At 72.1% G+C, this 11,546-nt stretch carries 11 protein-coding genes and 2 tRNA genes; 3 read left to right on the top strand and 10 right to left on the bottom strand.

The genetic code is table 11. The annotated features are described in order from the left end of the window. Positions 1-146 precede the first annotated feature (146 nt). The 4 genes from ACWDBB_RS30830 to ACWDBB_RS30815 form a co-directional block, all read right to left on the bottom strand. The gene (locus tag ACWDBB_RS30830; protein ID WP_392884317.1) at positions 147-809 is read right to left on the bottom strand and encodes an ATP-dependent Clp protease proteolytic subunit; all 663 of its coding nucleotides are present in this window, start codon (positions 807-809) and stop codon (positions 147-149) included. A 57-nt stretch (positions 810-866) separates the two neighbouring features. Further along, entirely contained in the window at positions 867-1,487 is a 621-nt protein-coding gene (locus ACWDBB_RS30825; protein ID WP_392884367.1) for an ATP-dependent Clp protease proteolytic subunit, read from the bottom strand. A 267-nt stretch (positions 1,488-1,754) separates the two neighbouring features. After that, positions 1,755-3,137, bottom strand: coding sequence for a trigger factor (gene tig / locus ACWDBB_RS30820; RefSeq protein ID WP_449792696.1), 1,383 nt, complete (start codon positions 3,135-3,137; stop codon positions 1,755-1,757). 303 nt (positions 3,138-3,440) lie between these two features. Continuing rightward, a tRNA-Pro gene (locus ACWDBB_RS30815) sits at positions 3,441-3,514 on the bottom strand. A 191-nt stretch (positions 3,515-3,705) separates the two neighbouring features. Here ACWDBB_RS30815 and ACWDBB_RS30810 point away from each other — a divergent pair. Then, positions 3,706-3,776: transfer RNA gene (locus ACWDBB_RS30810), tRNA-Gly, on the top strand. 83 nt (positions 3,777-3,859) lie between these two features. Here ACWDBB_RS30810 and ACWDBB_RS30805 read toward each other — a convergent pair. Beyond that, entirely contained in the window at positions 3,860-4,417 is a 558-nt protein-coding gene (locus ACWDBB_RS30805) for a DUF6197 family protein (RefSeq protein WP_449792695.1), read from the bottom strand. Between the two features lie 190 nt (positions 4,418-4,607). On the opposite strand from ACWDBB_RS30805, the gene ACWDBB_RS30800 reads away from it, so the two are divergent. Next, entirely contained in the window at positions 4,608-5,399 is a 792-nt protein-coding gene (locus ACWDBB_RS30800; RefSeq protein ID WP_449792694.1) for a DUF6348 family protein, read from the top strand. A 57-nt stretch (positions 5,400-5,456) separates the two neighbouring features. Here ACWDBB_RS30800 and ACWDBB_RS30795 read toward each other — a convergent pair whose 3' ends face one another. The 4 genes from ACWDBB_RS30795 to ACWDBB_RS30780 all read right to left on the bottom strand — a co-directional run bounded on the left by ACWDBB_RS30795 (position 5,457) and on the right by ACWDBB_RS30780 (position 8,946). Beyond that, positions 5,457-5,654 carry a hypothetical protein gene (locus tag ACWDBB_RS30795; protein ID WP_359914825.1) on the bottom strand — a complete coding sequence of 66 codons (198 nt, stop codon included), beginning with the start codon at positions 5,652-5,654 and terminating at the stop codon, positions 5,457-5,459. Between the two features lie 478 nt (positions 5,655-6,132). After that, positions 6,133-7,359, bottom strand: a complete 1,227-nt coding sequence (locus ACWDBB_RS30790; protein WP_449792693.1) for a PP2C family protein-serine/threonine phosphatase — start codon at positions 7,357-7,359, stop codon at positions 6,133-6,135. Positions 7,360-7,715: 356 nt separating this feature from the next. Then, a complete protein-coding gene (locus ACWDBB_RS30785) occupies positions 7,716-8,201 on the bottom strand; it encodes a ribose-5-phosphate isomerase (protein WP_392884322.1) in 486 nt (161 codons plus the stop codon). A 145-nt stretch (positions 8,202-8,346) separates the two neighbouring features. Continuing rightward, entirely contained in the window at positions 8,347-8,946 is a 600-nt protein-coding gene (locus tag ACWDBB_RS30780; protein ID WP_449792692.1) for a biotin transporter BioY, read from the bottom strand. Between the two features lie 265 nt (positions 8,947-9,211). On the opposite strand from ACWDBB_RS30780, the gene ACWDBB_RS30775 reads away from it, so the two are divergent. Beyond that, positions 9,212-10,639 carry an amino acid permease gene (locus ACWDBB_RS30775; RefSeq protein WP_449792691.1) on the top strand — a complete coding sequence of 476 codons (1,428 nt, stop codon included), beginning with the start codon at positions 9,212-9,214 and terminating at the stop codon, positions 10,637-10,639. 131 nt (positions 10,640-10,770) lie between these two features. Here the strand turns inward: ACWDBB_RS30775 and ACWDBB_RS30770 are convergent, their stop codons facing one another. Further along, positions 10,771-11,403 (bottom strand): mycothiol-dependent nitroreductase Rv2466c family protein, encoded by a 633-nt coding sequence (locus ACWDBB_RS30770; protein WP_449792690.1) that lies wholly within the window; start codon positions 11,401-11,403, stop codon positions 10,771-10,773. Positions 11,404-11,546 lie beyond the last annotated feature (143 nt).

Raw genomic sequence — 11,546 nt, 5'->3', positions numbered from 1 at the left:
GCCGAAGCTCCGCCCTTCCCATGGCTCGAACCGGTCAGTGGACCGCGAGGCCGGCGTCAGCGCGCGGTTGACCGGCGTCAGCGTGCGGTCAACCCCGCCCCGACGCGCCCCTCCCGACCCGCTCGCGGGCTGGGAGGGAGCCGACCTCAGGAGGTCAGCGAGGTCTTGCGGGTGGAGATGATCTGGTCGACCAGGCCGTACTCGACGGCCTCCTCGGCGGTGAGGATCTTGTCGCGCTCGATGTCGTCGCGCACCTGCTCCGCCGACCGGTTGGAGTGCTTGGAGAGCATCTCCTCCAGCTGCTCGCGCATCCGGAAGATCTCCTTGGCCTGGATCTCCAGGTCGGACACCTGGCCGCGGCCGGTCTCGGTGTACGGCTGGTGGATCAGGATGCGGGCGTTCGGCAGCGCCATCCGCTTGCCGGGGGTGCCGGCGGCGAGCAGCACGGCGGCGGCGGAGGCCGCCTGGCCCATGCAGACCGTGGTGATGTCCGGCTTCACGTACTGCATGGTGTCGTAGATGGCCGTCAGGGCCGTGAACGAGCCGCCGGGCGAGTTGATGTACATCTGGATCTCGCGGTCCGGGTCCATCGACTCCAGGCACAGCAGCTGCGCCATGATGTCGTTCGCCGAGACGTCGTCGACCTGCGAGCCGAGGAAGATGATGCGCTCCTCGAACAGCTTGGCGTACGGGTCGTACTCGCGGATGCCCTGCGTGGTGCGCTCGACGAAGCGCGGGACGATGTAGCGGCCCTCGGCGCGCATGTCCTCGACGCGGGCCTGGGCGGCCGACAGGCTGGGGATGTTCATGGGGGTCCTTGTCCTCCGGGGCGTTGGGGGCTGTGGTGTCGCGGGCCGGGCCGAGGCTCAGGCAGCGCCCGTGCCGCCGCCGCCGGGGACGTCCGCGGCGCTGTGCATGATCGCGTCGATGAGGCCGTACTCCAGGGCCTCCTCCGGGGTGAACCAGCGGTCGCGGTCGGAGTCGGCGGTGATCTGGTCGAAGGACTGGCCGCTGTGGTGCGCGATCAGCTCGGACATCCGCTTCTTGGTGCGGAGCAGCTGCTCGGCCTGGATGCGGATGTCGGTGGCGGAGCCGCCGAGGCCGGCGGAGGGCTGGTGCATCAGGATGGTCGAGTTGGGCAGCGAGAAGCGCTTGCCCGGGGCGCCCGCGGTCAGCAGGAACTGGCCCATCGAGGCCGCCATGCCCATCGCGATGGTGACGACGTCGTTCTTGATGTACTGCATGGTGTCGTAGATCGCCATGCCGGCCGAGATCGAGCCGCCCGGGGAGTTGATGTAGAGGAAGATGTCCTTGTCCGGGTCCGCGGCCAGCAGCAGCAGCTGCGCGGTGATCTTGTTGGCGATGTCGTCGTCGACCGCCTGGCCGAGGAAGATGATCCGCTCGTTGAGCAGCCGGTTGTAGACCTGGTCGCCAAGGCCGCCGAGCACGTCACCAGCGGCGGCGTGCGGCGCCATCGGGCCAGGCATCTGCATCTGCGGGAACGTCACTTAGCCACCTGCTCAGTCGGTTTGGACGGTCGCTCCACGGCCGTCACGGTGTCGCACAGCTTCCGGGTATCACGTCGTGATTGTTGCTGTCCAAGGACCCTAACGCGCAGGCCGGGCCGCAGAATCCCTCACGCAGAACTGTTCGCTGTGAGCGCAGGGTCGCGGCGGCCGCGGGTGGGACGACAGCGGGCCCGGACACCGTACGGCGTCCGGGCCCGCTGCAGCCTGGAGGGGCTACCGGGGCGCTCAGGCCTCGGTCTTCTCCTCGGCGGCGATCTCCTCGGCGGCGGCCTCGGCCGTCTCGTCCTCGTCGTCGAAGTTGATCTCGTTGCCCTCGGTGTCGACGACCTTGGCGGCCTCGACCACGGTGGCCAGCGCCTTGCCGCGGGCGACCTCGCCGACCAGCAGCGGAACCTGGCCGCCCTGGACGACCTGCTGGGCGAACTGGTCCGGGGTGAGGCCCGAGCCGGCGGCGCGGCGGATGAGGTGCTCGGTCAGCTCCTCCTGGTTAACACCCAGCTCCTCGTTGGCGACGATCTGGTCCAGGACGAACTGGGTCTTGATGCCCTTCTTCGCCTGCTCCTCGATCTCCGCGTCCCACTCCTCGCGGGTCTTGCCCTGGGTCTCCAGGAAGGCGTCGAGGGTGAGGCCCATCGGCTGGAGCTGGTGGTGCTCCACGTTGTGCTTGCGGGTCTCGACCTCGTCCTTGAGGAGCTTCTCGGGGTACTCGATCTCAACCAGGGCGAGCAGCGCGTCCAGGACCTTCTCCTGGGCCTGGGTGGCCTGGTCGTACTCCTTCATGCGCTCGAGGCGCTTGCGGGAGTCGGCGCGCAGGTCCTCCAGGGTGTCGAACTCGCTGGCCAGCTGGGCGAACTCGTCGTCCAGCTCGGGCAGCTCCTTCTCCTGGACGGCGGTGACGGTGACGGTGACCTCGGAGGTCTTGCCCGCCTGGGTGCCACCCTTGAGCTCGGTCTCGAAGGTCTTCTGCTCGCCGGCCGACAGGCCGATGACGGCCTCGTCGATGCCGTCGATCAGGCGGCCCGAGCCGATCTCGTAGCTGACGCCGTTGGCGGTGCCGTCCTCCGGCACCTCGCCGTCGACCTTGGCGACCAGGTCCACGACCACGATGTCGTCGGCCGTGGCGGCGCGCTCGACGTCCTTGACCGAGGAGAAGCGCTCGCGCAGCTGCTCCAGCGACTTCTCGATGTCCTCGTCGGAGACGGCGATCGGGTCGACGGTCACCTCGATGGAGGAGAACTCCGGCAGGGTGATCTCCGGGCGGACGTCCACCTCGGCGGTGAACTTGAGGTCGCCGCCGTCGGCGATCTTCTCGACACCCTCGATGTTGGTGATGTCGGGCTGTCCGAGGACCTCGATCTTGCCCTCGTCGACGGCCTGCGTGTAGAAGCGCGGCAGGGCGTCGTTGACGGCCTCCTCCAGCACGGCACCACGGCCGAAGCGCTGGTCGATGACCCGGTTCGGGATCTTGCCCTTGCGGAAGCCCGGGACCGAGACCTGCTGGTTGATCTTCTTGTACGCCGCGTCGAGGCTGGGCTTGAGCTCCTCGAAGGGCACCTCGACGGTGAGTCGAACCCGGGTCGGGTTCAGAGTCTCGACGGCGCTCTTCACGGTTAGGTCTCCTATGGGCTTGCGGTCAGGTTGTCTCCGCCCGTCCCCGTCACCCGGCCGGAGCCGGAAGGGGTCGGACGAGACGGGCGATGGGCGGTTGGAGCTGCATCTCCCGTGGGGTGGACGGTGAGCTTGACTCCTCGCCCTCGTGCGGTTGACCTGGGTGGACGCCACAGGGACTACCGCCAGCGCCCCATCCTACCGGTACCACGAAAGGCGGACGCCAGACGCCACCGTACCGCCGCCGTGCAGCTCCGATACAGAACAGGGCCCCGCCCCGGTGGGCGAGACCCTGCCGCACTGTCGGGGTGACCGGATTCGAACCGACGGCCTTCCGCTCCCAAAGCGGACGCGCTACCAAACTGCGCCACACCCCGTGGTGCCGAGAGGAAGCGTACACGCCGGGCCTGCACGGCTCGCCGAGTTGTTCAGCTTGTTCCGCGCGGGCGCGACGCGCCCGAACCGCGCGGGCGCGCAGGAAGGCGTGCGCGATGGGGTGTGCACTCGGGCGCCCGGACCAGGTAGGCTGTCCCCCGAACTTCCGGCCGGTGACGGCTGGGAGCGTCGTGCGGGCGTAGCTCAATGGTAGAGCCCTAGTCTTCCAAACTAGTCACGCGAGTTCGATTCTCGTCGCCCGCTCTCCGGTCCGGCCCCGGTGTGCTCAGCACACCGGGGCCGTCGGCGTTTCCGGGCCGGGCGGGCGGCCGAAGCCCGGAGCGTGCTCAGAGCCCGAGCCGGGCGGCCCGGGCGGCGGCCCGGTCCAGCAGCCGGTGGACATCGCCCTCCCGGGTGGTGGGGCGGTCGTTGTACTCGTCCGGGGAACGCGCCGGGCGGCCGGTGGCGTGCAGCACCTCCATCAGTTGGACCCGGGCGGTGCGCACGGTGGCCGGGGTGCCGTAGCCGTGCGCCAGGACGGCGGCCTGCGCGCCCAGCAGGCAGACCCGGCCGGCCTCGTCCCACATCGCGCCCTGGAGCCAGCCGTGCGCCCCGATGTAGCGGGAGGCGAGCCTGAGGTGGTCGGCCGCGCTGACCGGGACGGGGCGGGCGGGCCGGCCGAGCGCCCGGTCGAGCAGGGTGGCCCTGGGCTCGGGGTGGCCGGCCTGCCAGGGCCGCGGGGTGCTGCCGTACGGGCAGACGTACGGCACCGGGGTGCGCGCGGGGGCGGGCAGCGAGGCGAGGTAGGCCTCGATCTCGGCGACCAGCCCGGAGCCCGCGGGGCCGGACGGCGCCGGCCCGGGGGCGAGGAGGACGGGTGGCGGCGGGGCGGTGGTGCGGGGCATGCGGGTCCTCCGGGCGGACGGCTTTCAGGTTCCGCTGCCCAAAGTGGGGCATACAGGACATTCTCGCGACCGGAGGACCGCGGGGTCCGCGCGGTTTCCCGGTGGGCTGCCGGGCCGATAGCCTCGGCGCGTTCGAGCGCAGTTCGAGCGCGACCCCAACCGCCGCGCTCCCCGAGGTGGAGGAGTCCCGGTGCGTCCGCAGGAGCGACTGGCCGTCATTCAGCGCTGCGTGGTCCGGGAGATGGCGCGACTGGGCCAGGTGTTCCGCCCGGACGGCGAGGTCGTCCGCGGCCCCGGCACCACGGCGGTGGCGGTCCGCGAGCACCCCGGGGACGACGGCGCCGGACACGTGGACCTCGGCTTCGTGCTGCACCTGGGCCGGGCGGACGCCCCGGTGGTGTGGGACTGCGCGGCCGGCCTCGGCAAGACCGAGGAGGAGAAGCTCGCGAACGCGGTGAAGATGTGGGCGACCACCACCGCCTCGGTGCTGGTCGGGTTCGCGGACGGCCGCGGGGGGCACGCCGACCGTCCGGACCTGCCCGGGCTCCCGGGCTGGCGCGCGGTGCAGGGGCCTGCCGCGGTGTTCGGCTTCGGCAACGAGCACCTGGCGGGCTGGCTGGCCGAGCACCGGGTGCTGCCCGCGCTGGCGCCCGCGCTGCGCGCGGAGTTGACCGGCCCGGGGCCGGTGGGCGTCAAGCTCTTCCTGGGCGGGAAGGCGGGGGACGACGTCGCCGAGGTCCGGGTGGGCGGCGAGGTGTCGGAGGCGGCGTCGGCGGCACTGCGCGCGCTGGACTGGCCGCGGGGTGAACGGCTGTGCTGGGCGCGGCTGTTCGTCCTGCTCACGGCCGAGCCCACGACAGCGGGGCAGCACACGTCGGCGGGTGCCGTGGCACCCGCACCGATGCGTGTCCCGGCCCCGGCGGCGGCGCGCCCCCGGGGACTGTTCGCTCGCTGGCGGGAAGCCAGACGGGCCGGCCGGTGACGGTGGCTCGCCCGATCACCTCCGGGCGTGCCGACGCCGGTGGTCGGCCCGGCCGGATCAACCGCCGGTGATGCCGGAGATGCTGTGCGCCAGGTTGGCCAGCAGCGAGTTGATGGAGCCCGCGACCGTGGTCTCGTGCAGCATGAAGCCGAACAGGGCGGCGACGATCGCGTGCGGGATCTTCATCTGCTTGTTGCGGATGAAGATGATGCACAGGATCGCGAACAGGACCAGTGCGGAGACGGAGAGTGCCACCCGGACTCACTTCCTCGTTTTCATAGCGGGGTGCCACCACCCGGCGGCACCTGCGAAAGCCGGACCCCGGCCTGTCCGACGGTCCCGAGGCGGAATCGCGGACCGTCCGGCACGCCGCCGGCGAGGGAGCCCAGAGTCGACCGCTGTCTGTCGTGCCGCACGTGACGCCCCCCATCCCCCGAATCCTGAACAGTCCCGCCCGGACTCAGTGTGGTCGACCGTGCCGATTGCGTAAAGGTCTGAAAGTCAGCCCAACGCCGATACCCTGCGGTGCGAGACGACTTTCCGCCGACCGGGACGATAGCGGAGCCATCCTGACGAATCGTCGGCGGGGCCGGGCTGAGCGGCCGGAAAACGGTCGGGGGCGGGTAGCGGAAGCCCCTGGTCCGGTCAGTCGACGGGCCGTCCGATTTGGCTGAAGATCAGCTGCCAGGCTTGACAGCGGCGGGCGCCCCCGGCATGTGCCCCGGGACGGACGTCAGTCCCGCCAGAGCAGCAGCACGGCGCGGTCGTCGTTGATGTCCCGGGCGACCGTCTCGATCAGCGCGGCCGCGGCGCCGGCGCCCGTGCCGGGTCCGCCGCCGGGCACCAGCCGGTCCGCCTCCCCCATCAGCCGGTCCATGCCCTCCGTGAGGTCCCGGCCCGGCGCCTCGACCATGCCGTCGGTGCACAGCATCAGCACGTCGCCGCGGTTCAGCCGGCCGCGCACGCCGTCGAACTTGGCGCCGTCGTAGATCCCGAGCAGCGGGCCCTCGGCCTGCTTGACCTCCCAGCGGCCCTCCCCCGCCAGCCGCTGCATGCCCGGCAGGTGCCCGGCCGAGAGCAGTTCGTACTCGCCGGTGTCCAGGTCCAGCACCAGGTGGACGGCGGTGGCGAAGCCCTCCTCCCAAGACTGACGCAGCAGGTAGCCGTTGGCGGCGGGCAGGAAGTCGTGCGCGGGCAGCGAACCGACCAGGCCGCCGAAGGCGCCGGAGAGCAGCAGCGCCCGGGAGCCGGCGTCCATGCCCTTGCCGGAGACGTCCGCGAGGACCACCTCCAGCAGCCGCTGGCCGGGGCCGGTGCGCGCGGCGACCACGAAGTCCCCGGAGAAGGACTGGCCGCCGGCCGGGCGCAGCGCCATGTCCGCGTGCCAGCCGTCCGGCAGCTCGGGCACCCGGCTCTGCACCCGCAGCCGCTCGCGCAGGTCGAACAGCATGGTGGAACCGCCCCACCAGGGCACGCCGACCCGGGCCCGGAACTGGGCGAGCAGCAGGCCGCCCACCCCGGCGGCGCCGACCACCAGGGCCGCGCCCGGGGTCACGCCGTAGAGGTAGGCCTCGGGGTTGTCGCTGGCGACCCGCTGGCCGGTGTGGATCACGGACTCGGAGGAGAGGCCGAGCGCGGCCAGCGCGTAGAGCACGACCAGGCTGCCGGGGCGCAGCAGCAGGGCGCCGGCCAGGATCGGCAGGACCAGGGAGGTGGGCGGGGCCCAGTCGGGCATCCAGATGTTGAGCAGGATCAGCAGCGGCACGAGCAGGGCGAGCGCGCAGAGCACCGGCCAGTCGGCGGCGCCGCCGCGGAAGTAGTCCACACCGGCTGTGCGCAGCCTTCGGCGGACCCGGCGGACCCTCTTGCGCAACCGGGCCGTCACGGACTCGGACGCCGGGGCGGCGCCGGGCCTCGTCGCAGTCGTCTGGGGCGGTGTGCCCGGCGCTCTGCCAGCCATGGGGTCCGACCCTATCCACGGGCACCGCCCGGCGTCGACGGGCCGGGGGCGGTCACGGGTGCCGGAGCGCGGGGCGCCCAGTGGGTTTCGGCCGATCGGCGGGGTTGCGGGCGCGTCGTCAGGAGGCGTACGCGGGTTGGGCGTACGGACCGCGTGGGCGGCGCGTGCGCCCCGCGTGCGGGGGTGTCGGCGAGCGGTGGCCTGTGGCCGATCCCACAGGCGGGGCGGGGTCGTCCCGGGCGCGTCACGCGGCTTCCGGGGGCGCCCGTCCCGCGGTTTCCGACGTGTCCGGAGACGGCGGCGGCCGGTCGCACGGGAGCGTGCGGCCGGCCGGCCGGGGAGGGTGGGTGGTGGGATCAGCCCTGGGGGTGGTGGGCCGGGATCGGCGGGAGCTCGCCGGTGGTCTCGTACTCGCTCAGCATCTCGATCCGGCGGGTGTGCCGGGGCTCGCCGCTGTACGGGGTCTTGAGGAAGACCTCGACGAACTCGGTGGCCTCCTCCAGGGTGTGCATGCGGCCGCCGATGGAGATCACGTTGGCGTTGTTGTGCTGACGGCCGAGCTCGGCGGTCTGCACGCTCCAGGCCAGCGCGGCCCGGACGCCCTTGACCTTGTTGGCGGCGATCGCCTCGCCGTTGCCCGAGCCGCCGATCACGATGCCCAGGGCGTCCTCGTCGGCGGCGGTGCGCTCGGCGGCACGCAGGCAGAACGGCGGGTAGTCGTCCTCGGCGTCGTAGATGTGCGGCCCGCAGTCGACCGGCTCGTGGCCGGCCCCCTTGAGCCACTCCACGAGGTGGTTCTTCAGTTCGTATCCGGCATGGTCGGAGCCCAGGTACACGCGCATGCCATGAGTGTGGCATGCGCGTGCGCCCGGGCCCGACAACGGGTGCGCCGACCGGGGTGGCCGGTGGGACCGGCCGGTGGAGTCGCCCGGTGGAGTCGCCCGGTGGGTCGGCGCCGGCCGGGCGGATCGGCGTCGGCCGGGCGGGTCAGCGCCGGCCGACCAGCCTCCAGGCCAGCGGCAGGGCGCCGGCGGCGAGGGCGGCCTTGAGGGCGTCGCCGACCAGGTACGGGTAGAGGCCGAGCTCGGCCGCCCGGGCGAGCGACACGTGCAGCGACAGGGCGAGGTACGGGACGCCGACCGCGTAGATGGCGAGGCTGCCGAGGACCATGGTGACGGCGGTGTTGACCGGCGTGCGGTCGGCGCCGCGGCGGGCCAGTGCGCCGGTCAGGGCGGCGGCCAGGACGAAGCCGAGCACGTAGCCGAAGGAGGCCGTCGCCCAGCCGGAGGTGCCCTCGGCGAACCAGGGCAGGCCCGCCATGCCGGCCAGCATGTACAGCACGAGCGAGGCGACGCCGCGGCGGGCGCCGAGCGCGGTGCCGACCAGCAGGGCGGCGAAGGTCTGGCCGGTGACCGGCACCGGCGAACCGGGGACGTTCACCGACAGCTGGGCGGCCACGCCGGTCAGCGCGGCGCCGCCGGCCACCAGGGCCAGGTCGCGGGCCTGGGCGCCGAGCCGGGTGGAGGCGGCGGGCAGCAGGTCGGCGAGGACGGCGCGGCGCGGTATCGGGGTGGTGGCAGTGGCCATCGGGGCTCCTCCGTGAGGTCCAGGTGAGTGAACACCTGTGAACCTACGCGGTGATCCACTGCGCGAACGGCACGGTTTCGGACAAACCCGGGCCGTCGGGCGTTGTCGGAACCGGCCCCGAACGACTCCTGGTCACAACATGATCACGTTAGGTTTCGACATGGTCCGCATCGTGAGCCCAAAGCGATCATCTTTGGCATGGACAGGGGCGCCGCCGGATATTGGACAGCTCATGTCGCATACCGCACAGTCTGGAACCGCCCCTATGGCCCCCACCCCCGCCCCTACGGCGACCGGGACCCCCGCAGGCCCCCGCCCGGCCGCCGATCCGGCGTCGGGTGGCCAGCAGCTCACCCACGGGCTGAAGCAGCGCCACCTGTCCATGATCGCCCTCGGTGGCGTGATCGGTGCCGGCCTCTTCGTCGGCTCCGGCGCCGGCATCGCGGCCGCCGGCCCGGCGATCATCCTGGCGTTCGTGCTCTCCGGCCTCCTGGTCATGCTGATCATGAGAATGCTCGGTGAGATGTCCGCCGCCCGCCCGGCCTCCGGATCGTTCTCGGTGCACGCCGAGAAGGAGATCGGCCCCTGGGCCGGGATCACGGCCGGCTGGATGTACTGGGTGATGCTCTGCTGCGGCGTGGCCGCCGAGGCCACCGCCGCCGGGAAGATCGTCAACGGCTGGATACCCGGCGTCTCCGCCTGGGTCTGGGTCGCCCTGTTCATGGTCTTCTTCTGCGCCAGCAACCTCACCGCGGTGAAGAACTTCGGCGAGTTCGAGTTCTGGTTCGCCGCGATCAAGGTCGCCGCCATCGTCACCTTCCTGGTCCTCGGCGGGCTCGGCATCGCCGGCGTGATCGGCCCCGGCGCCCCCGGCACCACGAACCTCACCGGCCACGGCGGCTTCCTGCCCAACGGCATCGACGGTCTGATCATCGGCCTGCTCGCCTCGGTCTTCGCGTACGGCGGTCTGGAGACCGTCACCATCGCCGCCGCCGAGTCCGACGACCCCAAGAAGAACGTCGCCAACGCCGTGCGCACCGCGGTGTGGCGGATCGGGATCTTCTACATCGGCTCGATGGCCCTGGTCGTCACCCTGGTCTCCTGGAAGGACCCGAAGGTCGTCACCGACGGCCCGTACGTCACCGTGCTGAGCCACCTCGGGGTGCCCGCCGCCGGAACGATCATGCAGGTGGTGGTGCTGGTCGCGCTGCTGTCCGCGATGAACGCCAACATCTACGGCGCGTCCCGGATGGCGTACTCGCTGGTCGGCCGCGGCCAGGGCCCCAAGGCGCTGGCCAAGGTCAGCGGCGGGGTGCCGCGCAGAGCCGTGCTGGCCTCCTGCCTGTTCGGCTTCGGCGCCGTGCTGGCCGCCAAGTTCTGGCCGGACACCGTGTTCACCTGGCTGATGAACACCACCGGTGTGGCGATCCTGGTGGTCTGGCTGTTCATCTGCGTGGTCCAGCTGCGGATGCGCCGCCGGCTGCAGCACGAGGCGCCCGAGCTGCTCACCGTGAAGATGTGGGGCTACCCGTACCTGACCTGGGTCGCGATGGCCGCGGTGGTCGGCATCCTCGCCCTGATGACCACCACCGAGGGCAACCGCGACCAGCTGTACGCGGCCGGCGTGCTGGTCGCCGGACTCACCGTCGCCGGGCTGCTCAAGCAGCGCCGGGACGCCGCCGCCCTGCGCTGACCCACCCGGACGCGCGGACGGCGAGGGCCCGGTACCGATGGGTACCGGGCCCTGCCGCGTTCCACGCCGCACTCACGCGTTCCGCGCGGTGCTCATGCGTTCCTCGCCGTGCTCACTCGAAGGAGCCGTGCTCACTCGAAGGAGGGGCCGGCCGTCCGGGTGCGCTTGATCTCGTAGAAGCCCGGGGTGGAGGCCACCAGCAGGGTGCCGTCCCACAGCCGGGCCGCGGCCTCGCCCTTCGGGGCGGGGGTGACCACCGGGCCGAAGAAGGCCACCCGCTCGCCGTCCGCGCCCTCGACCGCGATCACCGGGGTGCCGACATCCTCGCCGACCAGGCCGATGCCCTCCTTGTGCGAGGCGCGCAGGGCCTCGTCGTACGCGTCCGTGCCGGCCGCGTCGGCCAGCTCGACCGGCAGGCCCGCGGCCACCAGGGCGGCCTCGACGGTCTCCCGGTTCTGCGGCAGGCCCTGGTTGTGGAAGCGCAGGCCCAGCTCGGTGTAGAGCCGGCCGAGCACCTCCGGCCCGTGCTGCTGCTCGGCGGCGATGCAGACCCGCACCGCGCCCCAGGCGTTGTCCAGCAGCTCCCGGTAGCTCTCCGGGAGGTCCCGGTGCTCGTTGAGCACCGACAGGCTCATCACGTGCCAGTGCACGTCGACCGGACGCAGCTGCTGGACCTCGATCAGCCAGCGGGAGGTCATCCACGCCCACGGGCAGGCCGGGTCGAACCAGAAGTCGGCGGTCTTGCGCTCAGCGGCAGTCGTCACTGCGTGTCGTCCTTCGTGAGGTGGTCCGAGGCGGGGAGGAGTTCCGTCCCCGGAACGCCAACACCCGCCCGGCGCCGGTGATTCCGGTGCGAACGCGGCAGCCTGTGCAATGGTACTGACGGCGCGGACCGTGAAAGGATGAC

The sequence above is a fragment of the Kitasatospora sp. NPDC001095 genome (genome assembly GCF_053598615.1).
Note: the sequence above shows the minus strand (reverse complement) of the source record. Positions and strands in the feature narration are given on the sequence as shown.

Coding starts and splice junctions, on each gene's coding strand:
- ACWDBB_RS30830 (WP_392884317.1), bottom strand. CDS start 809: ATGAACATCCCCAGCCTGTCGGCCGCCCAGGCCCGCGTCGAGGACATG.
- ACWDBB_RS30825 (WP_392884367.1), bottom strand. CDS start 1,487: ATGCCTGGCCCGATGGCGCCGCACGCCGCCGCTGGTGACGTGCTCGGC.
- ACWDBB_RS30805 (WP_449792695.1), bottom strand. CDS start 4,417: ATGCCCCGCACCACCGCCCCGCCGCCACCCGTCCTCCTCGCCCCCGGG.
- ACWDBB_RS30790 (WP_449792693.1), bottom strand. CDS start 7,359: ATGGCTGGCAGAGCGCCGGGCACACCGCCCCAGACGACTGCGACGAGG.
- ACWDBB_RS30785 (WP_392884322.1), bottom strand. CDS start 8,201: ATGCGCGTGTACCTGGGCTCCGACCATGCCGGATACGAACTGAAGAAC.
- ACWDBB_RS30780 (WP_449792692.1), bottom strand. CDS start 8,946: ATGGCCACTGCCACCACCCCGATACCGCGCCGCGCCGTCCTCGCCGAC.
- ACWDBB_RS30775 (WP_449792691.1), top strand. CDS start 9,212: ATGGCCCCCACCCCCGCCCCTACGGCGACCGGGACCCCCGCAGGCCCC.